Raw genomic sequence first — 25,076 nt, forward strand, 5'->3', positions numbered from 1 at the left:
ATGACAGTTGTGGAAAAACATATTCGGCACAGACCACCGCGTTGTGCTCGGCTGCAATGGCTGGCCGTGGCATTCTGCAGCACGACCGAAATGACTCTCGACGCATTACGGTCGCTGGCGACGAACCAGCAACACCGACAGCAGGCCGAGCGTCCCGAGCACGGTCCACTCCCCGTGGCGGTCCGTGACGGGCCGCGTGGTATCGACGACTCGTCCGGGCCCGTCGCCGGCGGTGGCCGCTGTGGTCGCGCTGCTATCGCCCGACGGCGCGAAATTCGTCCGTCGGCCGGTCGTATCTGCTGCGCCGCTTCGCCGCAGGTCGCGGTCCGTGAGTGTCTCGGCCGGGACCGATGGCGCGGTGCCAGTGACAGCCTGTCGAACAAACGCATCGAGCTCGTCTCCGGAGACAGCCGACACCGTCTCGGCGAACAGCGCGAGGGTAATTCGCTCGTTGTGCCGGGTCAGCCTGTCGAGGACCGCTTCGAACGTCTGGATACCGTCGGTCGCTTGGCGGAGACGGGCGTCGATGGCCGCGACGACACGTGTTCCTTTGTGGTACTGTGCACCCGCTCCCTCCCAAGTATCGGGCTGTGTCAGGTCGGCGCTTTCGTGGCGCTCGGTCGTAATCCGCTCACGGAACTGATTTGTCCCGATGCCGCCCGCGCTGTACGTGAGAGCCGCGGTGTGGTAGTCCGCGCTACCCTCACTGAGCCAGTCCATCGCTGGCGTCGTCTCGAAGGTCTGTCGAGTGTGGCGGTATTCGTGGACCCAGACGTTGACCGGGGACCGGACGGGTTCGCCGGCGTTGACGATGACATCCGACGCGCCGTTGGACGGAGTGTACCCGCCCGGTGCGAGTTCGTTCGGCGCGACAAACACGCGGATGTGGTCGTGCTCTGTGCCGGCGGTTGAGGCACGTTTCGCATGGCTAATGGAATCTAGGACGGCGGTCCGGTTGGGCCGCAGATCCGAAGCCGCCGGGACGATAAGCGTGATTCGGTCGCCATTGACCGTTCTGGTTTCTGTCTCGTGGGGACCGATGTAGGCGGCCGTCCGACCGGCGACACCGCTTTGCCCGGGCGCGAGTGCAAGTGACTCGTTCCACGTGGGCCGCGGCCCGACGTGCCAGCGCCAGCGGGCACGCAGTGACACTTCTTGTCGGGCAAGCAGCGTCCAGTTGCGGGTGTCGGCGGTCCGCTGGCCGAACGTCGTTGAGAGTCCGACCGGCACAGTGTAGGTCAGCCGTGCTCTCTCAGTAGCACCGCTGAGACGCCAGCGGTCGCCATCGGACTGGAGTCCGTCGGCTCGGAGGACTGTCGCCTCCCCCGGCGTCCGTACCGATAGTCCGGTGACGTGCCGTGGTCGCTCAATCGTCGCGGTTACCCGGACCTGACCGGTCTGGTTCGGCTCTCTGTCGAGTGTGTACTGAACAGCAATCGACCTGTCGTGGTCGACACTGCCCTGCGCTGGTGGCCCCGATTCGATACCGAGGGCGACCGGAGACGTGCAAACCAGAAGGAGACAGACCAGTCCTGCCAACAACTGCGTTCTCATAGCTATGGGTGGTGTCGAGTGCTACGCGACAACCAGCGAGTGGCGGTAAAGTGTGTGCCGGTGAAAATCTCAAACGTAATAACAGGCTGTGCGCCTCGGACACGGGGTCGCAAGCGTTTTGCCAGCGGCCACGTTATCCCCTGATATGGCCGATTGTCCGCTCGCAGACGACTGTCCCGAATTCACCGAACGAATTCAGGGGATGGGCTGTACCCACTACGGCGACCGTGGCGGCGCCGAGTGGTGCAATCACTACAACCAGCCGATCTCGGAGCTCAAGAGCCAGCCGGTCAAAATGGGCGAGGAAGTCACTGTCGACGTTGAGGACATCCACGAGAGTGGCGCCGGTGTCGGTCGGACCGAGGACGGCTTCATCATCATGGTCGACGGTGTCCTCCCGCCGGCCCGCTCGCTGGTCAAGGTGACGAACGTCCACTCGAACCATGCCCGGGCTGAGGAAGTCGAGCGACTGGAGATGGACGAGGACCTCTCTGAGTCTGAGGGCGAAGCGAACGACGGCGACACCGACGAGACGGACGACAATGCTGATGATGACGACCGGCGTCTCGGGAGTCGGGACAACTTTTGGGGCAGCTAGGACATACCAGTTGGACAGTTTGCGAGCGGGACTTCTTTGAGCCAGTCGGTCCTTCCTGTGGATATGGACCTCGAACTCGATGGCAACGCAGCGCTGTGTACCGCTGCGACGAGCGGACTCGGACTTGCAAGTGCTGAAGCCCTTGCTGCGGATGGTGCCAACGTAGCGGTCTGTGGCCGGACGCCGGAACACGTCGACGAGGCACGGGACCGGCTCGAAGTGGTCGGCGACGGCGACGTCCTGGCCGTCGAGGCCGACATCACTGACCCCGACCAGATCGAGGCACTCGTCGAGGAGACCGTCGACAGTTTCGGCAGCCTCGACCACGTCGTCACCAGCGCCGGCGGTCCGGCCCCCGGGCCGTTCATGGAGACGACCGAGCGAGAGTGGTACAGCGCCTACGACCTGCTCGTGATGAGCGTCGTCTGGACCACTCGGGCCGCCTACCCACACCTCAGGGACTCCGATGCGGGCACCATCGTCAATATCACCTCCCGCTCTGTTCGGGAAGCCATCGACGACCTGGTGCTCTCGAACGCCGTTCGACGCGCCGTTATCGGCCTGATGAAGACACAGGCTAGCGAGTTCGCACCGGAAGTCCGCGTCAACGCTGTCCTCCCCGGTGCACACGAGACGCCACGCATCGAGGAACTCGTCGAGGCGGCCGTCGAACGTGGCGAGTACGACTCCTACGAGGAGGGCATCGAATCCTGGGCCGACGCCCCGCTGCAGCGTGTCGGCCGACCGGAAGAGCTCGGGGACGTCGCCGCCTTCCTCTCCTCGCCCCGGTCCTCATACGTCACTGGAACGGCCCTGCCCGTCGACGGCGGGGCGATGCAGAGCTAATAGTTCCGGCCACTGCCCCGCTCAGAACCGCCCGACCTCTCGCAGTTCTGTGACTACTTCTCGGACGCGCTGGGCCTCGTCTTTCGGGACCACGAGTGTCCGGTCACCAAACGACGCCACGACGAGGTCTTCGACGCCGACCGCGCTGACGTGGCCATCGCTCGCCAGCACGTTCCCATCGGCGTCGATGGTGGTTGCCTCGCCCAGCACTGCGTTTCCGTCCTGGCTGTCGAGGACGCGTTTGAAGGCATCCCACGACCCCAAGTCGTCCCAGTCCAGCGCCGCCGGAACGACGAAGGCGTTCTCGGCGTCTTCGAGCACAGCGTAGTCGATGCTCACCGGGTCAACAGCGGCAAAGGCGGCGCTGTGGTCCCCGTCGTCGAGTCGCTCAACCATGGGTGCAAGCGGTGACGACGACGCGGCGGACAGGAGAGCCGTCGGCGTCCACGCGAACAGGCCGGCGTTCCAGTAGAACCCCTCCCGGACGTACTCCGTCGCGGTCTCCCGGTCGGGTTTCTCGTGGAACGTCTCGACCGGCGCAAAGCCGTTCTCGGACGGCCCGGGCTTGATGTAGCCGTAGCCGGTCGCCGGCCGGTCAGGCTCGATACCGACGGTGACGAGCCCCTTGGTTTCCACTGCGACTTGGGTGGCCGTCCGTGCGACTGTCTCGAACGGCCCCGAAATTCGGTGGTCGCTCGGCAGACACAGCAAAACACAGTCACCGACCTGCTCGCGGATGCGGTGGGCCGCGTACGCCAGTGCCGGCCCGGTGTCTTTCGGTTCTGGTTCGGTCAGTACCGCCGCATTCGGGACGCGCTCCCTGACCCCGTCGGCGAACGAGTCCCAGGTCAGCACGTAGGTTTCGTCGGCGAACCCCACCCGGCTGACAGTCTCAGCGAGTAGCGATTCGTCTTCCCCAAAGGAGAGAAACTGTTTAGGCCGGTCGCTCCGACTCGCCGGATACAGGCGCGTGCCGGTGCCGCCGGCCAGAACGAGCGCGACGATTGGTCGTTCCATACTCGGGCTTTGCCCAGCCAGTGCTAAAATGTTGTACTGGCGACCGAGGCGGAGACCAGCCGAACCCACTGCAGTCAGCGACTTACCACGTCTCTATCGTGCCGCCCCTGATATCCTCGACACAGCCCTGACAGTCCGGGTTCTCCGCGTCGTAGCAGACCGGCCGCCGCTGTTCGTCCATCGACACCGCGCGGTACTCGGCGTGGCGGCGACAGACGATGCGGGCCCGCCCCTCCTCGTCTCTGGGCAGGCCGGCTTCTGCCGACCGCTTCCCGTTCTTGTAGGCCTTCTTCGCATCGGAGAGTTGCTGTTCGGCCGACCGCAAGGTATCCCGGATGAACCGTGCGAGTCGGTCGTCGTCGGCCATACTGACCGTTGTGTCTGCCGACAAATCAATCTTCTCGCGTGACTCTCACACCCGACTTCGGGATTCTGAAACCCAGAGCCAGTTTCACTTCCACTCCGCTGGGCGAGTATTTATATCGGAAGGGGACCAACTATCGATTGTCTCCCAATGAAAACCAGGCGGAGACAGTGAAAGCCAATGACTGAGTCAGATTTGCGTACCCACGCGACAGAGATACACGAGCAGTTTTCCGACCAGCTAGAGATCGACGTCGACGACGTCGTCGAGCGACTCGATACGCTGGTGAACGATTATCAGGTTCCAATCAGCGAGGCCCGTCGGAGCGTCGTCAACACGTACCTCGACGAGGCTGGCATGGACCGCGACCAGCTAGGTGGCGGCGATGGCGGCGGCAACGAGCAGGTGAACGTCGCCGATGTCGACGCCCCCGAGGAGTGGGTCGATGTCCGCGCGACGGTCGTCGAACTCTGGGAGCCACGCGCCGACGCCGTCGCGCAGGTCGGCCTGCTGGGCGATGAGACGGGCACGATCAAGTTCACGAAATGGTCGAAGTCCGACCTCCCGTCGCTCGAAGAAGGCAAGTCCTACGCCCTGCGAAACGTCGTCACCGACGAGTATCAGGGTCGCTTCTCCGTGAAGCTCAACCGGACGACCACCATCGAGGAACTCGACGAAGCAATCGAAGTCGGCGACGACAGCGTCGAGGCCGACGGCGCGCTGGTCGACATCCAGTCGGGCTCTGGGCTCATCAAGCGCTGTCCGGAGGACGACTGCACGCGCGTCCTCCAGAACGGCCGCTGTAGCGAACACGGCGAGGTCGAAGGCGAGTTCGACCTCCGCATCAAGGGCGTCCTCGATGACGGTGAGGAGGTCACTGAGGTCATCTTCGACGAGGACGCGACCGAGGAACTGACCGGTATCGCCCTCGAAGAGGCAAAGGAGATGGCGATGGACGCGCTCGACACCACCGTCGTCGCCGACGAGATGCGACAGAAGATCCTCGGCCGGTACTACCGCGTCCAAGGTCCGACCTTCGGCCGCTACTTGCTCGCCGATGAGCAGGAGCGACTGACCGGGGCCGTGGATGCAGACGAGATTCTCATCAAAGCGAGGTCGATCTAAATGGCGAGTACACCCACCCGCGAGGTCGCACGGCGCGTCTTCGCACGCGAGTTCAACGACGCGAGCTACACGTTCAAAGAATCCGACGACGACCGCGCGCCGGTGTATGTCCTCCTGCCGACTGGTCAGCGCGCTAACCGCGTGTTCCTGGTCGGCACCCTCACCGAGACCGAGGACGTCGGTGAGGACAGCGAGTACTGGCAGGGTCGGGTCGTCGACCCCAACGGCGATACGTTCTTCATGTACGCCGGGCAGTACCAGCCCGACGCGGCGTCAATGCTGCGCGAACTGGAACCGCCGGCCTACGTCGCCGTCGTCGGTAAGCCACGCACCTACGAGACCGACGAGGGCGAAGTGAACGTCTCGATTCGCCCCGAGTCAATTTCGGAGGTCGACGAAGCGACCCGGGACCGCTGGGTCGTCGAAACGGCCGAGCGAACCCTCGACCGGGTCAAGCGGTACAAAGAGGCCGACCTTGAGGACCCAGCCACTGACGAGTACATCGCGATGGCCGACGAGGAATACGACCAACTGTCAATCGAGAACTATCGGCAGTCGGTCGTCGGCGCGCTGGAAAGCCTACAGGACGAGCAGGCCGAAGCCAGCGCGGACTGAATCCGGCGCTATCCTCGATTTTTCGCTGTTGGTGACTTTCCCGTCGCTACGGCTCCAGTAGCTCGATGCAGTTCCCTTCAGGGTCGACGACGAACATGATAGTCGTCCCGCTCTCGGTCGTCTGCGGGCCGCTGAGTGTTTCGACATCTTCGGGCAGTCGGTCGGCGACAGCGTCGAGGTCGTCAACCTCCAGGCCGGGATGGGTCGCCCCCGGCCGATTGAGGTCGGGATCGGGCATTGCCTCGCCTTCCGGATCGTATGTCGCCAGTTCCAGACGGACGGTGCCGGCGTCGAGGTGGACCAGTTCGGCGCTGGCCCCCTCGATGTCGACAGCGGTTCCGAACGCCTCGTCACCGACCGAAAAGCGGGTCAGTACGTCGAGTCCGAGCACGTCGCGGTAGAACTCGATGGCGCGGGTCTAGGTCGCTAACGATGATACCGAAGTGGTGGCCAGTTGCGTCGATGTCTGTCGCCATCTCTGCCGGAATCGCGGTCGGCCGACTGTTAAATCACAGCGGTTCGACTGTTGGCAGCGACGACCACCGACGAACAGGCCCGGTAGTGTCTGACAAACGATTAAATACGTTGCTGCTAAAACAGTACATAACTATGGGCAACAAAAACAAGACCATCTCCTTTCGCGTCAGCGAGGACAAATTCGAAACCCTCCGCGAAATCGCCGAGGAGCGCGATATCTCGCTGTCCGCAGTTTTTCGTGACTACGTCGACACGCTCGTTTCCCACGACGGTCAGGTGAAGGTCGCGCCGGAACACGAGTTCGAGGACGACGCAACCGAGACCAGCACCGAGAGCTTCCCGCCGAAAGTCGAAGTTCCGAAGAGCTTCGTCCGGGAGCACGAGCGGCTCGAACTCGAAGCCGAGCATCTCCGCGAACAACTGGAAGAACACAAGCGCTACGTCACCAAGCTCCGCCAGCAACTCGATGAGATGGACCAGGACGAGGTCATTCACCTCGAAGACCTCGACCAGGGCGAAGAGGATGACGCCTCCTATCGCATCGGCAGTTTCGACAACCTAGAGTAATCGCTGGCGTTTCCGCTGTACGTCTTCGGCCACGTCGTCGCGCCCATCGACGTCGGCCAGGGTTTCCACGGCTTCTAACGTTCTGACGGAGTTATCGAGGAAGGACAGCACGTCGCCCGGATAGGCATACAGCATATAGTCGTCGCTCATCACGTCAACGATGGCGTCCGGCCCCATCCCTTGCTCGCGCAGTTCCAGCAGATATGAGATGAACTTCCGCTCAGCACAGCCGCAGTGAGGGTTGGCCTCACAGTCACAGTCCAGAAAGTCCTCGGCGAAATCAAGGACCCGTTCTCTGGAGGCTTCGTCGAGCTTTGCCAGTCCCTCGCCCTGAAAGAGGATGTCCAGCGTCGCACCTTTGAACGCCCCCTTCGGGAAACTCGTCTCTAGCTGGGAGGCGAGTTGCTGGTGATTCTTGACGTAGATCTTGTCCGTGATGGCCACGCGTGCTTTTCTGTACGCGTCGGCTGTGTAAAAGCGTCTCGAAGCGGCCGATGGACTGGACAGCGTCCGATGTGCCACCGCTGTCACGCGCTCTCACGACCCACTGGTTTCCAGATTCGTAACGTATTTCTGTTCCAGCGGAATATCTATAGGTGCTTCAACAGCGTGTCCGGGCTGGGGTAGTGGCATCCTTTAGCCTTGTGGTGGCTAAGAGGCGGGTTCAATTCCCGCGCCCGGACTTAGGTCTTCTACCTGCAGATTTTGGGACTACCAGTATCTCGTGGATTCCCCCGGATGGGGCTCCTGTTGCAGTCGGCGCGACGGTGTAGTCGGACCGGAATCTACACAATCCGGCCCGCCGCCAGTACGCGTATGTCACCAACTGTCGACGAACTGCGGAACGAGATTCGCGAGGCTGTCGGGCGGTACGAACGCCCGGTCTCGACTGCTTTCACCAAAGAAGCCCTAGCGGCGATCTGCGAGGCCGTCGGGTACGACATCGACACGGATCGGCTGCCATCGAAGCCACAGATGCGGGCGGGCATTCTCTGGAAAATCGGTGAGCAGGACGATGATGACCCGGCGGACGCGGAGCAGCCCTTTCGGAAGGGTGAACTCGAAGCGATTGCCACGGCGCTGTCCGACGAGTAACGAGGCGCTTCGCTGGTACTGGCTCGTTTGACTACCCCGAAGCTGCCAGAATGCGGAAATATTTGCGTCTCGACAGCGAACTAACTAGTATGAGACGCAACCGCTCCCCGACGTTCGAGAACAGGCAGGCGGCTGGGAAACGGCTGGGAGAGGCGTTGCGCGAGCGGGACATCGCAGTCGACATCGTCCTCGCGATACCGCGCGGTGGGCTCCCGGTCGGGCGTCCCGCCGCCGACGCGCTGGACGCGCCGCTGGACATCGCGGTCGCAAAGAAGATCGGCGCACCGAACAACCCTGAGTATGCCATCGGCGCCGTCGCCGCCGACGGGTCGGTGTGGCTCAACACCGATGTCATCGAGCAACGCGAGATACCCCGGGACTACGTTGCGAGCACACGAGCGGAGATGGCGGAAGCCGCTCGGCAGAAGGCCCAGCGCTACCGCAGTTCGGAGTCGTCGCCGACACTTACCGGGAAGCGAGTCTGCCTCGTCGACGATGGTGTGGCGACGGGGGCGACGGCGCGGGCCTGTATCGAGCAGATCCAACAGGCAGACCCCGAACGAATCGTGCTCGCGGTCCCGGTCGGCTCACCGTCGGCGATTTCGGACCTCGAAGCCCTAGTCGACGAGGTGGTCTGTCTGGAAAGGCCGTCGGCGTTTCGCGCTGTCGGCCAGTATTACGAGCAGTTCGAGCAGGTCTCCGACGAGGCGGCGATGTCGTACCTCGCCGAGGAGTGACCGCTACCGCTCGATTCTTGATTCCGGCCGGACGGTCTCGGTTTCTGACTCGCCGATGACAGTGTAGTCGCTGCTTGATTTGATAATCGAAAGTGCTGTCATGATGTCAGACCGGGTGAGTAGTCCCTCGAAGGAGTCGTCCTCGTCAGTGACCAGCAGGCGTCCGACGGAGTTCTGCTGGAGCGAGGTCAGTGCGTCCATCACGTCGGTGTCCGGGCTGATCGTGATGATCTCCGTTGTCATCACGTCGCCGACGGTGTAGGCATCGCGCTCGACCTCCTGAACGGCGCGAGCGTCTTCGAGCGTCACGAGACCAACGACCTCGCCGCCACGTTCGACCGGGTAACCGGTGTGGCGCTCCTTGAACATCGTCTGGATGAGCTCCCGGACGGACATGTCCTCGGGGACCGTCGTCACGCGGTCCGCTGGCGTCATCACATCCGCGACCGTGACGCCCTCAAACGCGGCCCGCATCGAGGTTTGGCGGGACTCGCCCGCCGCCCCGATGTAGATGAAGAAGGCCAGACCGGCGAGGAAGATATTTCCGAGGACGAAGATGCCAAACAGGCCGAGGAAGACGGCGAACACCTTCCCGACTTCAGCGGCGATGGTCGTCGCTCGGGCGTAGGACCGCCGCCGGGCGAGCAGCGCGCGCAGGACCCGGCCGCCGTCCATCGGGAAGCCCGGAAGCATATTGAACGCCGCCAGTGCGATGTTCATCAGCGCGAGATAGCCGAGAATAAACCGGGCCGATTCGATCGATGTCGCCGCGCCGCTCGGAAGAATCTGGAACGCGACAAAACAGACAACGCCGATGGCAATGCTGACGATGGGGCCAGCGATGGCGATGACCAGTTCCTGTTTCCAGTCTTCGGGCATCTCGCTGAGCTGGGCGATGCCGCCGAACAGCCAGAGCGTGATGGAGTCAATGGGGAAGCCATAGCGGATGGCTACGAGGGAGTGGCCGAGTTCGTGGAGGACGACGCCGGTGAACAGGCCGACGGCTGCACCGATGCCAAGCACCCACACGAGCGCGCCGTCTGTGAGGACGGCCGCATCCAGCCCGGCGTTCAGTGTCCCATTCAACAGCTCCGTCGTCTGTTCGATCTGCGTCCCGATAATCCAGGCGAACAGCGGTAGCACGAGGAGAAACGTCAGGTCCAACTGGATGGGGATTCCAAACGCGCTTCCGATACGAAACCGGCGCATATCGAGGGATTGACGCGGGACGGTCTTAAGCCCCCTTGGCGGGACTGCCACGGTCACCGTCGCCGGTACGCCTTTGCGCTGAGCCCACGATGGATCGCACATGAGCGACCCACTGATTCGGCGGACCGAAGATATCGAATACGAACCCGTTGACGCAGCCAATGGGCTGGAAAAGGGCGTTCTCATTGGCGAGGAGAGCGGCGGCGGCAACCTCGCAATCCGTCGCTTCACGCTCGCCCCCGGCGGCAGCGTGCCGAAACACACCAACGACATCGAACACGAGCAGCACGTCCTTGCCGGACGGTACACAGTCGGTATCGAGGGCGAGGAGTACGCCGTCGAGGCGGGCGACAGCCTCCACATTCCCGCTGGCGCTGTCCACTGGTACCGCAACGACGGCGACGAACCGGGCGCGTTCCTCTGTGCGGTTCCCGCCGGCGACGACGAAATCAAACTGCAGGAGTGACCGCTATCAGTAGTTCACGGGAATAGCAACAGCTGAGAGCCAAACCGCACCACATGTAGCCGATTAGACGAGTATGCTGGATGGGACTTCTGGCTGGTCAAACCAACGGCTACAACGATAGCACCACCCACATCTAGTCCGAACCGCTCAAGTAGCGCAGTCGCCTCTAGACGACTGTGTCACAGCAGGCCGCACAGGTAGAGACGCTGTTCCTCCACGAACACGGCGAGGAGTTTCGCGTCGCCGCCCATCGGGACGGCGAGCGGCTCTTCCACGGCATCCTCGAACTGAAAGAGACCGACGCCGGTCCCCGCCCGCGTCGGCTCCGTGTCAAGGACGGGACTAGCGAGGAGCTTCGCTCGCCCGACCAGTTCGTCGACCTCGCCCGCCGTGCGGCCCGCATTCGCATTTCAGAGCAGACCGCCCCGATTGCCCGCGACCGCGTCCGCGAGATGCTCGACGCCTACCAGATTGAGGCCAAGGTCGTCCGGACCTGTCGGCTGTGTGCCTCCGACGGGCGCTACTCGCCGATTACCAGCGAGACAGCTATCGAGACCGACGACGAAACCATCTGCCCGGAGTGCGCTCGCCAGCAACTCGACCGCGAACTCGCGTTCAAAGGGAGCATCAGCGGCGACGCCCGCGACCGACTCGAAGAGTTGCTACTCGAAGTACAGGACCTCGACCGGGTGACAAACCTCCTGTCGGGCCAACTGGACCCGGACCTGACGAAGTTCGACGAGATCTCGGCGACCACCGACGAGGTCGACCCCGTTCGCGTCGATTCACTGGACCTCCACCCCGGGATGCAGGAGCACCTCGAATCCCGGTTCGACACGCTGTTGCCGGTCCAGAGCCTCGCCGTCGAGCACGGGGCCACGGAGGGCCGCGACCAGCTGGTCGTGAGCGCAACGGCGACGGGGAAGACACTCATCGGCGAGATGGCCGGCATCGACCGCGTCCTGAACAACAAGGGCACGATGCTGTTTCTCGTCCCACTGGTCGCCCTTGCGAACCAGAAATACGAGCAGTTTCAGGACCGCTACGGCGACATGGTCGACGTGTCCCTTCGTGTTGGTGCGAGCCGCATCGCTGACGAGGGCGGCCGCTTCGATCCCGAAGCCGATGTCATCGTCGGGACCTACGAGGGGATCGACCACGCGCTCCGGACTGGCAAGGACCTCGGCACTGTCGGGACCGTCGTCATCGACGAGGTCCACACGCTCGGTGAGGACGAGCGGGGCCACCGGCTCGACGGGCTGATTTCCAGACTCAAATACTACTGCGAGTCCGGCGGTGCGCCCGACAGCGGCGACACGCAGTGGATCTATCTCTCGGCGACAGTCGGCAACCCCGGTCAGTTGGCTGACCAGCTTCGAGCGACGCTCATCGAGTTCGAGGAGCGACCGGTCCCAATCGAGCGCCACGTCACGTTTGCCGACGGCCGCGAAAAGATCGAGACCGAAAAGAAGCTTGTCAAGCGGGCCTTCGACAACAAATCCAGCAAGGGGTACCGTGGCCAGACTATCATCTTCACGAACTCTCGGCGGCGCTGTCACCAGATTTCACGCAAACTGGAGTACAGTTCTGCGCCGTATCATGCTGGACTGGACAACCGGAAGCGCCAGCGTGTCGAACGGCAGTTCGCCGACCAGGACCTCGCAGCGGTCGTGACGACGGCGGCGCTGGCTGCTGGGGTCGACTTCCCCGCCTCGCAGGTTATCTTCGACTCGCTGGCGATGGGGATCGAGTGGCTCACCGTCCAGGAGTTCAGCCAGATGCTCGGCCGGGCCGGCCGCCCGGACTACCACGACAAGGGGACCGTCTACATGCTGGTCGAGCCTGACTGTTCGTACCACAACAGCATGGAGATGACCGAGGACGAGGTGGCGTTCAAGCTCCTGAAAGGCGAGATGGAGCCAGTCATCACCCGCTACGACGAGGGTGCGGCCGTCGAGGAGACGCTGGCGAACGTCACCGTCGCCGGCAAACAGGCCAAGCGGCTCAACGACCGGATGGTCGGCGAGGTGCCGACGAAACACGCGCTGGGGAAACTGCTTGAATACGAGTTCATCGACGGCCTCTCGCCGACGCCGCTTGGGCGGGCTGTGACCCGCCACTTCCTCGCGCCCGACGAATCGTTCCAGTTGCTTGATGGCATCCGCAAGGGACAGCACCCCTACGAAATTGTCGCCGACATGGAACTACGCGACGAGCACTGAGCTGATCGTGGCTGCCGGATCTGTCGGCCGAGTATCCTTTCGGCGTACATTCTTGTAGCGGCACGTACTTCCGGTGTCCATGGGCCTGTTCGATAGGATCCGTCGCGCTGTCGGTGGCGATGACTCGTCGACCGACAGGGACGAACAGGCGGCCGGGGGCGACCCGCCGTCCGACGACGGGCCGGAACTACTTGATACAGCGACGCTTAATCCGGCGACCTTTCGCGAGTACGCCGAGAACGTCGTCGATGGTGCGGACCCGCTGACGTTCGACCCCGATGCGCTTGCCCGCCTCGATACGGCAATCGAGGAGAGCTACGGTGGCGAGACCGTCAACGACACCGCGGGGACGACGACGTACACCGAGAACACGGTTCGGTTTGGGAGCTATCTCGGCGAACTCCTCGTGCGGGCGTACGACGGCGAGTGGGTCCAGTCCGACGGCCGATGGGTCGTTACCGTTGCCGGCCCGGATGACCAGGTCCCTGTCGCGGTGTTCGACGTGGCCGCCCGCTCGTTCGGCGACAAGCCGGTGTTTGCGGCCGTCCCAACACGTCTGGAATCCGAACTGGCATTAGATAGCATCCATCGTATCGACGGTGACAGACGGGCAGATGCGGAGACGGGAGAAACCGATACCGACAGCGTCGTCTCCAAGCCGACGCGGATCGTTAGCCGCGTTGACGACGAACAGGCGGATGAGCGCGAGGTTCCACCCGAACCGACGGCGACAGACGAACGAGGTGCGGCAACCGCCAGCGATACCACTGATTCTGCGCCGTCTCAGACTGTCGAAACGAAGCCGACCCGCATCGTCAAACGGGTCGAATCCGAGTCGGAAGCCGACGACCGGTCGGACGATACCGACCCCACACCCGTCGTCAGTGGGGTCGCTGACGATCTGGAGAACGAGCCACCGTGGGGCAGTGACGACCCCGACGACTGGACTTCCGATAGCAGCGGTAGCACAGACCCCGATACGACCGATTCAGCATCAGATGATGCTGGCAGTGAGCCGCCAGCCGCTGAAACTACTGAAGAAGAATCGACTGTTGAGCCCAGTGACAGGCCGGCGGCTGACGACACCGCCGCTGAGCGGTCGGCGGATGATACCGCCACAGAGTGGTTGGCTGATGAGGCCGCTGATGAGCAGCCAACAGTTGAGACGCTGGCCGAGGAGTCAGCCCTCGATGATTCTGCGGATGAACCGGTTGCTGACACGACTGATGCTGTCGAAACGACGACCGATGCGGCCGCAGCCGACGAGCCGGCTGCGTATATCGACGAAGCGGAGTCGTCGTTCGATAGTGTCACAGCGTCCACCTCTGATGAAACGCCAGCGGCCGAGGCACCGCCTGAAGACTCGGCTGTCGACTCCCGCGACGAGGATGGAACTGGTGACATCACGCCCGCGGGGGCGACAACTGACACAGCCGCTGACGAAGCAGCGACGGACACAGCCGACGACACCTCGACCGACGCAGCGATGGACGACGAGCCGACCCGCGATAGCTCGCCGGATGCGTTGTCAGATGCCGTTCCAGACGCAGAGGCAGCTGCCGAAACGACGGCTGACGAGTCACCTGCAGACATCACCGACGCGAGGGCCGATGATACCCCGGCAGCCGTTTCGGACTCTGACACCACGGAGCTGTTCGATGACAGTCCCAACACACCGGCTCCTGTCGCGGATGTCGACGCGACCGATGCCAGCGAGCACGCAGCGTCACAGGACGTAACCGCTGATGAGACGGCTGCGACAGCAGATGCCGATGAGAGTGAACTGTCCGCACCCAGTGACAGCGATTCGACCGCTAGCTCGATGGCCCGTCCGTGGGATTCCGGCACGGTCCGAGCGGACCACGCCGAGACCGCCGTCGAGTTCGCCGACTTCTGGGGCGAGCACGACCTCGATTTCTCGCCGGCCTCGCTTTCGCGGCTCGACGACCTCGTTGACGCGGAGTGGGACGACGAGCGCTTCGCCGAGACGACCTTCGGGAGCGATACGTCGTTCGACGACCGCGCGTTCACCAGCGTTGTGCGGGAACTCGGCGGCTACTTCGGCGAAGTGCTCGTCCGGCACCTCGACGGCGAATGGACCGACCAGACGGACCACGAAGCGGCCGTCGTCGTCGGCGGACCGGACGGACAGTTCGCCGTCCCCGTCTTCGAGGTCGCGATAACCTCGCTTAGAAAACAGGCGGTGTTCGGTCGGAGCTACGACGCCCTGCTCGACGATCTTGGCCGTGACGGGCCGGCACGGTGAGCGATGTGATTCCTGGTCCGTCGTTTCCCCGCTGTTGCTAGCCAGACAGGGGGAGGACGGACGGACTCCCACACTCCGGGCACTCGTCGTGGTCCGTGTAGAGGCGCGTTTCACACTCGCTACACTGGTGGGTGGCCTCGTCGTCGGACGCCTTTTCGACCTCCTGTTTCAGCTCCTCGACCTTTCGACCGATATCGTTGAAAAGGCTCATTGTAACATATTCGGCCCGGACAGGGATAAACGTCGGCTGCGGCTCCGGGTCATGCGGGGATGCCGCCACTCGCAAACGATACATCCTTTTGTCACTGGCGGCGCAGGGGCCAGACGTGTCGCTGCCACCTGTCACGCCGGGGATGTTATTCGTGTTCGCGGTCATCGTCGCTGCGCTGGTGCTGTTTGCGACGGAGGCGCTGCCCGTCGACGTGACTGCTATCGCCGTTATGGTCGCGCTGATGCTGGCCGAGCCAGCAACGACTCTGGCGGCTGATGCCGGACTCCTCGCCGAGCCGGTGTACGTGTTACATCAGGCTGGTGATGGGATTTCGCCGCTGGATCGCGGGCTCTCTGGCTTTGCCTCGACGGCGACGATAACGGTGCTGGCGATGTTCATTCTCTCAGACGGCGTCCAGCGGACCGGTATCGTCCAGATTCTCGGCGCGAAAATCGCCTCGCTGACCGGAGACAGCGAAACGAAACAGCTCGGTGCGACCGTCGGGCTGGTCGCACCTATCTCCGGGTTCATCAACAACACTGCCGCCGTTGCCATCCTCCTGCCGATGGTCACTGATATCGCGCACAAGGGCAAGCTCTCGCCGTCGAAGCTGCTCTTGCCGCTGTCCTATGCTTCGATGTTCGGCGGAATGCTGACGCTCATTGGGACCTCGACGAACATCCTCGCCTCGCAGCTTTCGGCGGAACTGATCGACCATCCGTTCAGTATGTTCGAGTTCACCCAGCTCGGCATCATCGTGACCGTCATCGGCACGGTTTATCTCCTTACCGTCGGGCGCTATCTGATCCCGTCGCGGATTCCGGTCGAAGAGGACCTCACCGAGGAGTTCGAAATGGGGGAGTATCTCACCGAGGTTGTCGTTCGCGAAGACTCCCCGCTCATCGGACAGACTGTCGACGAGGCACTCAGAGTCTCGGCGTTCGACGTGGATATCGTCCAGTTGGTTCGCGAGAAACGCACGTTCCTCGAACCGCTCGGCCAGAAATCCATTCGGGCCGGTGATGTCTTCGCCGTTCGGACGGACCGAGACACGCTCGTCGACCTCCTCGACGTCGAAGGGCTGGACATCATTCCGGATGTCGAGGTCGACGACGCGGAACTGGAAACCGCAAACGAGCGGAAAAACCTCGTTGAGGTTGTCGTCGCTCCCGGCTCTTCGCTTATTGGCGAGACACTCGTCTCCACGAACTTCCGCCAGCGCTACGACGCGACCGTGCTGGCGCTTCGCCACGGTCAGGAGCTGTACCGCCAGCGAATGGACCACGTCACACTCCGCATCGGCGATACGCTCCTGGTGCAGGCTACTCCCGAAAGCATCGACCGTCTCAACCGTAACAACGCCTTCATCGTCGCTCAGGAGGTCGCACGCCCGGATTTCCGGCGGTCGAAGATTCCCGTCGCTATCGGCATCGTCGCTGCTGTTGTCGGCGTCGCGGCGTTGACGCCGGTCCATATCGTCATTTCGGCGCTCGGCGGTGCGCTGGCGATGGTGCTCACTGGCTGTCTCCGCCCGCCGGAGCTGTACGACGCCGTCCAGTGGGATGTCATCTTCCTGCTCGCCGGCGTCATCCCGCTTGGTACCGCACTACAGGAGACCGGCGGCGCTGACTTGCTCGCGGAGCTGTTCGTCATGGGCGCTGGCAGCGTCCTTACCGCTGGGGGCGGCCTCGCTGTCGTCCTCGGACTCATGTACCTCGTTACGGCGCTGCTGACGAACATAATCTCGAACAACGCCTCGGTCGTGCTGATGATCCCGGTCGCCATCGAAACCGCCCAGCAACTGAACGCCAGCGCCTTCGCCTTCGTCCTTGCTGTCACCTTCGCTGCCTCGACGGCGTTCATGACGCCGGTTGGCTATCAGACCAACCTCCTTGTCTATGGCCCCGGTGGGTACCGATTCACCGATTATCTGAAGGTTGGTGCGCCGCTACAGGCCGTATTCGCCGTCGCAACGACGCTTGGCATCGCGTATTTCTGGGGCCTCGCTCCCGCGTGACATGGCCGCCTCGCAACGAAACGCTTTACATGCTGTCGAATTGAGAGAGTAGTACGGGATCGTGGGGTAGCTTGGTAACCTTCGGGCCTTGGGTGCCCGCGCCCTAGTTCAAATCTGGGCGATCCCATACCTGCGATAACGAAAGCGAGCTTTTTCTCGCTGCTACCGCTACTTCTCTGGCAGCCTGTCCTGCCAGTCCCTTGCTGTCATCGCTGTTCACACTCGTAGCCACGGCCAGTCCTCACCACCCTGTCCGTAGCGAATCTCCGAGCGACACTGCGAAAAGAATCCATCGCGATATCACGCCGCGCTAGTCGCCAGTCCCATCAGGGACGGAACGCGTGGAGTGGTTATCGCTGGCCTTCGACATCGCTGTGGTCGTCCTCCCCGCCACTGGTGTCGAACTCGTCGACGGTCGCGGCCAGCGAGTCAGCACGGTCGCGGAGTTCGTCCGCGCTCTGGGCGATTTCAGCGACGGATGCGGACTGCTCTTCGGCGGCCGCCGATACCTGCTCGGCGTCTTCCGTCACGTTCTGGCTGATCTCGGAAACTCCATCGACGCGGTGGACGACGTTCTGCGTTGCGTCGGCCTGGTCCTCTGTGGCATCCGCAATCTCCTGAATACCATCGTTGGCGTTCTCGATTGCGTCGACAGTGTCCTCTATCGCGTCGGCAGCCTCGCGGACAGTATTGACACCGGTGTCGATGTGGTCGCTGGTCGCGCGGATATCCGTGACAGTCTCATCGGTCTCCGTCTGCACGGCCGCGATTTCGGCTTCTATCTCCGCTGCAGCCTGTTTCGTCTCCTCCGCGAGGTTCTTGACCTCGTCGGCGACAACGGCGAAGCCCTCACCGTCCTTGTCGGCACGGGCGGCCTCGATGTTGGCGTTCAGCGCGAGCATATTCGTCTGCTCGGCGATGTCCGAGATGAAGTCGACAATCTCGCCGATGTCGTCCATGCGCTCCTGCAGGTCGAGAATCTGGTCGACCGCATCTGCCGAGCGGGACTCGATCTCCGCCATGTCGTCAATAGCCGACTCGGCGGCTTCTCGGCCTGTTTCGCCACGGTCGACGGCTTCTCTGGCCGTCTCTGCGACTGTCGTTGACGACGCTGCGACTTCCTCGATGCTCGCCGATAGCTCGTCCATCTCGGCGGCGGCCTCCTCGAGGTCGTCGTGCTGCCTGATGGCGCCGTCGGCGATCTCCTGTATGCGGTCACTGACGGTCTGGCTCGTCGTCTCGATTTCCTCGGCCCCGGTCGCGACCTCGATTGTGGCATCCGCGACTTCGTCGGCGAACGCCGCGACCTCGCTGACGGTGGCTTCGAGCCCGTCGAGCATTGCGTTGAACTCCACTGCGACTTCTCGCATCGCCGTCTCCTCCGCGTTCTCATCGAGGCGCTTCGTGAGGTCACCGTCAGCGATCTCCTGCATCACCGCGCTGTACTCGGTGGCGCGCTCCTGGAGGCGCTGGCTGGCTTCCTCCGCTTGAGCCCGTGCGTCTTCCGCCTCCGTGCGGAGCTCTTCGGCTTCCGACCGCGCCGTCTTCGCTTCCTCGACCGCATCTTCCGCTTCTTGAATGCGGTTCTGGAGAGAGATCCGCATATCGTCGAACGTCCCGTAGAGCCGGCCGATTTCGTCGGCGCGGTTCGTCGAGAGGTCAACATCGAAGTCGCCGGCCTCGATGCGCTCAGCACGGTCCCGCAACTGCTTCAGGGGGTCGACCGTGCGTTTCCCGAGCACAAGGCCGACAGCCGACAACGAAACGAGTGCTAGCAGGACAAGCAGGCCGACCATCTGACCGACCGTATCTCGGACACTGAACGCCTGGGCCGTGTCTAGGCTTGTCACCGTGACCCAGTTCGTGGTCGGGACAGGCGCGAACGCGTACACGCGACCATCGGACACCGCTGTCACCGGTGCTGCAGTGCCGTTCGCATCGCGGATTGCCGCGATGCTCTCACTGTGGGTGTCAGAATCAAACTCGCGGTCGATGTTCAGTACTGTCTCATCGTTGGTGTTCAGAATCGTGGTTTCCTTCGTCGAATTCGTATCGCTGAGCCGGTCGACCTGACTCTGGATGCGCGTAACGACGACCAGATGCGAGCCGTCACGCTTCGGAACCGAGCTAGCGAACGCCATCACAGGCTCGTCGTTGAGGACCGGTGAGCGGTACGATCGACTACTCGACCAGACCTGTGTGTTGTTCCCAGGGCCTTCCGGCACTTCGGCGGCCGTCCACGGCGCGTCAAGTTCGGACAGCGACCGTCCCTCTAGCGGGAGTTCAGTGCTGGCGACTACTTCGCCACGGGATTCATTTACGAGGTGCATACTGACAACGTCGTCAGGCAGTAGCTGGTCCTGCAGCAGGATATACGCGGCCGCCCGTCGGTCGCTCCGCAGCGGCTCACCTTGCGAAACGGAGCGCGTGTGCGTGCGCTGTTGCTCGACCCACGAGCCGATAGAGTCCCCCTCCAGCTGGCTGGTCTCGGCGAGTTGTTCGGTCGTCTGGTGTTCGACTGCTGTGGATGTCGCCTGAAACGTGAACGCCCCAGCGCCTGCGATGACGAGCAACACGGCGAGGAACGCAACAGCAAACTTCGCAGCAAACCGCTGCCGGACGAACTCGGGGGCGACCCGATCAAGCGCGCTCGCCAGTCCATCAAGCGGACCGCCCGCCATCAGGCACCACCCGTGTTGGAGCGCTCAGTTGGTACGACAATGTCGCCGGCAGCGACCTGCTCCCGCGATGTCGACAGCGCCTCTCTGACGTCGTCGGGAATTGCTGGCTCGAGGGAGGTCCCATAGACAATGCCGACGCCGTCACTATCAAGCCCAAGCGAGACGACCTCACCAGCAGGGAGGTTGTCTGCGACCGTCGCTGTCGCCGCGTTGTAGACCGCAACGTTCACTCGCTTGACCATGCTCGCGAGCACGACGTCCGCATACCGGGGGTTACTCCGGGACTGGTCTGAGTCCACCCCGATTGCGTACCGGCCATGAGCCTGTGCGGCCTGGAAGATGCCAACACCTGCGCCACCCGCCGCGTGGTAGACGATGTCCGCTCCATCGTCGTACATCCCGGCTGCGATGTCGCGGGCACCCTGCACGTCGTCGAAGTTCCCGAGGTACTCCGTGAGAACATCAACGTCCGCGTTGGCGTACTCGACGCCGGCTCTGAAGCCGGCTTCGAACTTATGGATAAGCGGCTGGTCGAGGCCACCGACAAACCCGACGGTCGTCTCTTCTGGGTTCGTTGCACCCGCACCGAGGTTGACGTCCCTGGTCGTGAGCAGCCCGGCGAGGTTCCCGGCCTGAAACGATCCCTCGTGTTCGCGGAACACATAACTGGCCACGTTGTCGGCATCCACGACAGAGTCGACGATCATGAACTGCTGGTCAGTGTACTCCGATGCTACCTCAGATAGCCCCTCAGCCTGCAGAAATCCGATACAACAGATCAGGTCGTATGACGGGTTCATCGAACTCGCCAGCTCGGCCTGCACTTCGCCGAATCCGGCGATACTGCCTGGCTCGTGGTTCGTGTACTCGACCCCGTCATCGAGGCGTGCGCGCTGAATGCCGCGGTTCGCCGCATCGTTGAACGAGCGGTCATCGAGCCCGCCCAGCGCGTACACCATCCCGACAGTTGCCGCTGCATCGCTCTCGTCGATGCCGCTGGCAGTCGCTTGCTGGCCGTCGCTGGGGCCCTCGTCTCCTTCTCCGCTCCCCCCGAAGCCGCTCACACAGCCGGCGAGTGCTGCGGTCGCGGCCGCGCCGCCACTGGCAAGGAGCCGTCGCCTTGTGATATTTTGATTGCGCACGGTTATTCTACTTTGAGTGAATCGGGATCTCAGCAAAAACTACAGGGCCCAATTCTCGACGCTGATACTGATAGCACCCTCGTGCCGACTCATTTTAGTTCCACCCCGGTTTGCGAACCTTCTTAGGCCAGTGGGCATAACCACTGTCCACTCAAATGGCGACCGCCGAGAACACCGAACTCATCGACCGCTTCGAGGAGTTCTACCGCAACTACTACCGCAACGAGATCGGTGAGCTCGCCCAGAAATATCCGAACGACCAGAAATCGCTGTATATCGACTGGGACGACCTCTATCGTTTCGACCCGGATCTGGCCGACGACTACCGAACCAAGCCCGGGCAGATTCAGGAGTACGCCGAGGAGGCCCTTCGATTGTACGACCTCCCGGTTGATGTCTCACTCGGGCAGGCCCATGTCCGCGTTCGAAATCTCCCGGATTCCGAGGACATCCGTGACCTCCGCCACGAACATCACGGCAACCTCGTTGCCGTCCGTGGTATCATCCGGAAAGCGACTGATGTGCGTCCGAAGGTCACCGAAGCGGCCTTCGAGTGCCAGCGCTGTGGGACGCTCACGCGCATCCCCCAGACCGCCGGCGACTTTCAGGAACCGCACGACTGCCAGGGCTGTGAACGGCAGGGGCCATTCCGGCTCAACACCGACCAGTCCCAGTTCATTGATGCCCAGAAGCTCCGCGTGCAGGAATCTCCCGAGGGACTGCGCGGCGGGGAGACGCCCCAGTCAATCGACATCAACATCGAGGACGATATCACGGGCCACGTCACCGCCGGCGACCACGTCCGCGTGACCGGCATCCTCAAACTTGACCAGCGGGGCAACGACAACGAGAAGTCCCCGATGTTCGACATCTACATGGAGGGCGTCAGCGTCGAAATCGAGGACGAGCAGTTTGAGGACATGGAGATCACTGACGCCGACAAGAAGGAAATCGTCGAACTCTCCAGCGAATCCGACATCTACGACAAGATGGTCGGGGCCATCGCCCCCTCCATCTACGGCTATGAGAAAGAGAAGCTCGCAATGATGCTTCAGCTCTTCTCCGGCGTAACGAAGGAGCTACCTGACGGCTCTCGAATACGCGGCGACCTCCATATGCTGCTGATAGGAGACCCGGGAACGGGTAAATCGCAGATGCTATCATATATCGAGAATATCGCGCCACGCTCTGTCTACACCTCCGGCAAAGGGTCATCGAGTGCGGGGCTCACCGCGGCCGCCGTTCGCGACGACTTCGGCGACGGTCAGCAGTGGACGCTCGAAGCCGGCGCGCTCGTGCTCGCTGATCAGGGTATCGCCGCTATCGACGAACTCGATAAGATGTCCCCGGAAGATCGGTCTGCGATGCATGAAGCGCTGGAACAGCAGCGTATCAGCGTCTCGAAGGCCGGAATCAACGCGACACTCAAATCACGCTGTTCGCTGCTGGGTGCGGCCAACCCGAAGTATGGCCGGTTCGACCAGTACGAACCCATCGGCGAGCAGATAGACCTCGAACCGGCGCTCATCTCGCGGTTCGATCTCATCTTCACCGTGACGGACAAGCCAGATGAGGAAAAAGACCGCAACCTCGCCGAGCACATTATCCAGACCAACTACGCCGGCGAACTCCACACCCATCGGACGGAGAACCCGACCTCGAACTTCAGCGAGGAGGAGGTCGGCACCGTTACTGAGGAGGTCGCACCGACAATCGAGCCGGACCTCCTCCGGAAGTACGTCGCCTATGCGAAGCGCAACTGCTTCCCGACGATGACAGAGGAAGCGAAATCGCGCATTGAGGACTTCTACGTCGACCTGCGGCTCAAGGGTCAGGACGAGGACGCACCGGTGCCGGTCACCGCCCGGAAGCTGGAGGCGCTGGTCCGGCTTGCTGAAGCCTCTGCACGTATACGCCTCTCCGACACCGTCGACGAAGCCGACGCCGACCGTGCGGTCGACATTGCCCACTACTGCCTGAAGGAGATCGGCGTCGACCCCGAGACCGGCGAGTTCGACGCCGACGTGGTCGAGACCGGCCAGTCGAAAACCCAGCGCGACCGTATCCAGAACATCAAGGGCATCATCTCCGACATTGAGGACGAGTACGATGAGGGTGCACCCGCCGACGTGGTCATCGAACGCGCTGAGGAGGTCGGCATCGACGAGTCGAAGGCCGAACACGAGATTGACAAGCTGAAACAGAAAGGCGAGGTGTACGAGCCTCGGACGGATCACCTTCGGACGACCTGATATGGACCGTATCTCTGCACTCCGCAATATCGAAGAGGCGCTGGCCGAGTTCGAGGCCGGGTCGACGTCGCTGAGTGACCTCGAACGGGACGTTCGCGGGACTCTCCGGACCTATGCGACTGAGTTTGAGGGCGACCTGCAGGCCTATCGAGCACGCGGCGGGGCCACCGTGGACGGTCTCGTCGTCCTCGCACCGTCTGAGCCAGCGGCCCGCGAGCGAGTACAGGACCTCGTCGCGGACGCCGGCGAATTCACCATTATAGCCGTTGAGTAGACCTTTTCGAGCAGCGTGGCCCCTATGACATATTCCACACTACCCCTACAGTACTGACTCCGGAGTCCGACTGTCTCCCTCTATCTTTCTTGCCGACTGGCATATATTCAGACTAAATCTACTTCAATTCAGTAAAATTTTATAGTAATAATAGCAATGTCTAGCCAGTGCTACTCGTCGTCACGTACTCCCGGGCGGCACGCAGAGACCTGCGGAACGTCTGTCGTGCCCACGAAGACTGTGTCGTTCGGCAGTTCGGGAGAGCAGCGTTGTTCTCCGGAACTGAGTTCGGGGCCTTCCAGGCGCTTCGGCTTCACGAGAAACACGACCTTGACGTGCAGATCGAGCACGTCGAACCGTTCGAGCCGACAGATGCTCCGGAGCATATCCGTGAGGCGGCCAAACGGTATGAGGCACGCGAGGAACCGGCGACCCCATACGAACGGTTCGCGTCGGGGCGTGACCTTCCGGACCCGGACCAACTCCGAGGCGTTGACCTGTGAAGCTCCGCATCACTGGAACCACGTACACGGGCGCTGTCGTCGACCTCCGCACCCGAACCGTCGACGGTCGGACCATCGCCGCAAGCATCCGCGGGCAGCAGTCCTTTCCGGTCGTTTCCTGCCCGGAACCGCCATCCGTGTACGCCTACGCCGGACACGTCCATCCATCGATGGGACTGCGAACACGGACTGCACTCGCAACTGCCGCTCGGTCACAGGGATACGAGACGCCACAGGACGACGCTATCGCAGACTGCCACGCCCAGTTGGCCGAACTTGAGTGCTCGCCGCCGGAGCTGCCGGACCCTGTCGACCCGGTCCCGAAGTCGACCGTTGACGGCCTGCAGGAAGCGGTCGCTACCCACCGGGGTCGCCTTACCGCTCGGCAGGCGATCGGTGCGGACGACGGGGCGGTACAGGCTGACCTCCGAGACGCGGCGACGGAACTGAGCGAACGAGAAACTCGACGGGCTGCCGCCAGAGAGACTCGCGAACTCCGCCGGGAGCGGGCACGCGCCTACCGGGACACGCTGGAGAAACAACGCCGACTTGCCGACGAACTGGCCAACCTTCGGCGGAGCGCCCGGGCGACTCTCGTTGACCGGTGCGCCGATACGTTCGCTCGGGCCATCGAAGTTGTTCCCGGATCAGTTCCGGACGACCCGTTCGACGCCGACCCAGTAACGGCTGCCCTGGCCGTGCTCCGGATCGCCAAAACGCCTGCACCGGTCGTCCTCGAAACGGATCGGTTCAGGACGCCAGCGACCGCAGCGGACTGTCTCGACGCCCCCATCGTCCGTTGCTGACTTTTAAATTGGAAGGCCGGGCCACCGTCGCT

General features: G+C 62.8%; 23 protein-coding genes, 1 tRNA gene and 1 pseudogene. 16 read left to right on the forward strand and 9 right to left on the reverse strand.

Features of this window, described 5'->3' with window-relative positions:
- Nucleotides 1-105: 105 nt before the first annotated feature.
- Nucleotides 106-1,554: a hypothetical protein gene (locus tag ACODNH_RS10505; protein ID WP_306710058.1), complete on the reverse strand. Its 1,449-nt coding sequence runs from the start codon at nt 1,552-1,554 to the stop codon at nt 106-108.
- 145 nt (nt 1,555-1,699) lie between these two features.
- On the opposite strand from ACODNH_RS10505, the gene ACODNH_RS10510 reads away from it, so the two are divergent.
- Entirely contained in the window at nt 1,700-2,152 is a 453-nt protein-coding gene (locus ACODNH_RS10510; RefSeq protein WP_434531348.1) for a TRAM domain-containing protein, read from the forward strand.
- Between the two features lie 63 nt (nt 2,153-2,215).
- Nucleotides 2,216-2,998: an SDR family oxidoreductase gene (locus tag ACODNH_RS10515; protein WP_434531349.1), complete on the forward strand. Its 783-nt coding sequence runs from the start codon at nt 2,216-2,218 to the stop codon at nt 2,996-2,998.
- A gap of 21 nt (nt 2,999-3,019) precedes the next feature.
- On the opposite strand, the gene ACODNH_RS10520 is transcribed toward ACODNH_RS10515, so the two are convergent.
- Nucleotides 3,020-4,015: a mannose-1-phosphate guanylyltransferase gene (locus ACODNH_RS10520; RefSeq protein WP_434531350.1), complete on the reverse strand. Its 996-nt coding sequence runs from the start codon at nt 4,013-4,015 to the stop codon at nt 3,020-3,022.
- Nucleotides 4,016-4,097: 82 nt separating this feature from the next.
- Entirely contained in the window at nt 4,098-4,382 is a 285-nt protein-coding gene (locus tag ACODNH_RS10525; RefSeq protein ID WP_005536757.1) for a DUF7091 family protein, read from the reverse strand.
- Nucleotides 4,383-4,559: 177 nt separating this feature from the next.
- On the opposite strand from ACODNH_RS10525, the gene ACODNH_RS10530 reads away from it, so the two are divergent.
- Nucleotides 4,560-5,504 (forward strand): replication factor A, encoded by a 945-nt coding sequence (locus tag ACODNH_RS10530; protein ID WP_306710068.1) that lies wholly within the window; start codon nt 4,560-4,562, stop codon nt 5,502-5,504.
- A complete protein-coding gene (locus ACODNH_RS10535; protein WP_434531351.1) occupies nt 5,505-6,119 on the forward strand; it encodes an RPA family protein in 615 nt (204 codons plus the stop codon). It begins immediately after the preceding gene.
- Between the two features lie 46 nt (nt 6,120-6,165).
- Here ACODNH_RS10535 and ACODNH_RS10540 read toward each other — a convergent pair.
- Nucleotides 6,166-6,595: pseudogene (locus ACODNH_RS10540) on the reverse strand (VOC family protein).
- 133 nt (nt 6,596-6,728) lie between these two features.
- Between ACODNH_RS10540 and ACODNH_RS10545 the strand changes: the two are divergent.
- The gene (locus ACODNH_RS10545; RefSeq protein ID WP_434531352.1) at nt 6,729-7,163 is read left to right on the forward strand and encodes a CopG family transcriptional regulator; all 435 of its coding nucleotides are present in this window, start codon (nt 6,729-6,731) and stop codon (nt 7,161-7,163) included.
- Here the strand turns inward: ACODNH_RS10545 and ACODNH_RS10550 are convergent.
- Nucleotides 7,155-7,607, reverse strand: a complete 453-nt coding sequence (locus ACODNH_RS10550; protein WP_306710074.1) for a DUF5814 domain-containing protein — start codon at nt 7,605-7,607, stop codon at nt 7,155-7,157. The two genes, ACODNH_RS10545 and ACODNH_RS10550, sit on opposite strands and share 9 nt — an antisense overlap.
- A gap of 372 nt (nt 7,608-7,979) precedes the next feature.
- Between ACODNH_RS10550 and ACODNH_RS10555 the strand changes: the two genes are divergently transcribed.
- Together ACODNH_RS10555 and ACODNH_RS10560 are read left to right on the forward strand one after the other, a co-directional pair.
- Nucleotides 7,980-8,258, forward strand: a complete 279-nt coding sequence (locus ACODNH_RS10555) for a hypothetical protein (protein ID WP_306710076.1) — start codon at nt 7,980-7,982, stop codon at nt 8,256-8,258.
- A gap of 89 nt (nt 8,259-8,347) precedes the next feature.
- Entirely contained in the window at nt 8,348-8,995 is a 648-nt protein-coding gene (locus ACODNH_RS10560) for a phosphoribosyltransferase (RefSeq protein WP_306710079.1), read from the forward strand.
- Nucleotides 8,996-8,998: 3 nt separating this feature from the next.
- Here the strand turns inward: ACODNH_RS10560 and ACODNH_RS10565 are convergent, their stop codons facing one another.
- Complete coding sequence (locus ACODNH_RS10565; RefSeq protein WP_306710081.1) at nt 8,999-10,204, reverse strand: CBS domain-containing protein; 1,206 nt, start codon at nt 10,202-10,204, stop codon at nt 8,999-9,001.
- A gap of 100 nt (nt 10,205-10,304) precedes the next feature.
- Here ACODNH_RS10565 and ACODNH_RS10570 point away from each other — a divergent pair, with 100 nt between their 5' ends.
- The 3 genes from ACODNH_RS10570 to ACODNH_RS10580 all read left to right on the forward strand — a co-directional run bounded on the left by ACODNH_RS10570 (nt 10,305) and on the right by ACODNH_RS10580 (nt 15,158).
- Entirely contained in the window at nt 10,305-10,670 is a 366-nt protein-coding gene (locus ACODNH_RS10570) for a cupin domain-containing protein (RefSeq protein ID WP_306710083.1), read from the forward strand.
- Between the two features lie 176 nt (nt 10,671-10,846).
- Nucleotides 10,847-12,892, forward strand: coding sequence for a DEAD/DEAH box helicase (locus tag ACODNH_RS10575; RefSeq protein WP_306710085.1), 2,046 nt, complete (start codon nt 10,847-10,849; stop codon nt 12,890-12,892).
- A gap of 79 nt (nt 12,893-12,971) precedes the next feature.
- Nucleotides 12,972-15,158 carry a hypothetical protein gene (locus ACODNH_RS10580; protein WP_306710088.1) on the forward strand — a complete coding sequence of 729 codons (2,187 nt, stop codon included), beginning with the start codon at nt 12,972-12,974 and terminating at the stop codon, nt 15,156-15,158.
- A 37-nt stretch (nt 15,159-15,195) separates the two neighbouring features.
- Here the strand turns inward: ACODNH_RS10580 and ACODNH_RS10585 are convergent, their stop codons facing one another.
- A complete protein-coding gene (locus tag ACODNH_RS10585; protein ID WP_306710090.1) occupies nt 15,196-15,369 on the reverse strand; it encodes a hypothetical protein in 174 nt (57 codons plus the stop codon).
- A 142-nt stretch (nt 15,370-15,511) separates the two neighbouring features.
- On the opposite strand from ACODNH_RS10585, the gene ACODNH_RS10590 reads away from it, so the two are divergent.
- Complete coding sequence (locus tag ACODNH_RS10590) at nt 15,512-17,386, forward strand: SLC13 family permease (protein WP_434531439.1); 1,875 nt, start codon at nt 15,512-15,514, stop codon at nt 17,384-17,386.
- Nucleotides 17,387-17,441: 55 nt separating this feature from the next.
- Nucleotides 17,442-17,513: transfer RNA gene (locus ACODNH_RS10595), tRNA-Pro, on the forward strand.
- A gap of 223 nt (nt 17,514-17,736) precedes the next feature.
- Here the strand turns inward: ACODNH_RS10595 and ACODNH_RS10600 are convergent.
- Both ACODNH_RS10600 and ACODNH_RS10605 read right to left on the reverse strand, forming a co-directional pair.
- Nucleotides 17,737-20,067: a methyl-accepting chemotaxis protein gene (locus ACODNH_RS10600; RefSeq protein WP_306710092.1), complete on the reverse strand. Its 2,331-nt coding sequence runs from the start codon at nt 20,065-20,067 to the stop codon at nt 17,737-17,739.
- Nucleotides 20,067-21,209, reverse strand: a complete 1,143-nt coding sequence (locus ACODNH_RS10605; RefSeq protein ID WP_306710094.1) for a BMP family lipoprotein — start codon at nt 21,207-21,209, stop codon at nt 20,067-20,069. Before ACODNH_RS10605 ends, ACODNH_RS10600 begins: the two co-directional genes overlap by 1 nt.
- Nucleotides 21,210-21,364: 155 nt before the next feature.
- On the opposite strand from ACODNH_RS10605, the gene ACODNH_RS10610 reads away from it, so the two are divergent.
- The 4 genes from ACODNH_RS10610 to ACODNH_RS10625 all read left to right on the forward strand — a co-directional run bounded on the left by ACODNH_RS10610 (nt 21,365) and on the right by ACODNH_RS10625 (nt 25,044).
- The gene (locus ACODNH_RS10610) at nt 21,365-23,461 is read left to right on the forward strand and encodes a minichromosome maintenance protein MCM (protein ID WP_306710096.1); all 2,097 of its coding nucleotides are present in this window, start codon (nt 21,365-21,367) and stop codon (nt 23,459-23,461) included.
- Between the two features lies 1 nt (nt 23,462).
- Nucleotides 23,463-23,735, forward strand: a complete 273-nt coding sequence (locus tag ACODNH_RS10615; RefSeq protein ID WP_306710098.1) for a hypothetical protein — start codon at nt 23,463-23,465, stop codon at nt 23,733-23,735.
- A 167-nt stretch (nt 23,736-23,902) separates the two neighbouring features.
- On the forward strand, nt 23,903-24,238 hold the full coding sequence (locus ACODNH_RS10620) for a hypothetical protein (protein WP_306710099.1): 336 nt from the start codon (nt 23,903-23,905) through the stop codon (nt 24,236-24,238).
- Entirely contained in the window at nt 24,235-25,044 is an 810-nt protein-coding gene (locus tag ACODNH_RS10625) for a hypothetical protein (protein ID WP_306710101.1), read from the forward strand. Before ACODNH_RS10620 ends, ACODNH_RS10625 begins: the two co-directional genes overlap by 4 nt.
- The last annotated feature ends 32 nt before the right edge of the window (nt 25,045-25,076 follow it).

Source organism: Haloarcula sp. NS06, from assembly GCF_051122755.1.
Taxonomy (GTDB): Archaea; Halobacteriota; Halobacteria; order Halobacteriales; family Haloarculaceae; genus Haloarcula.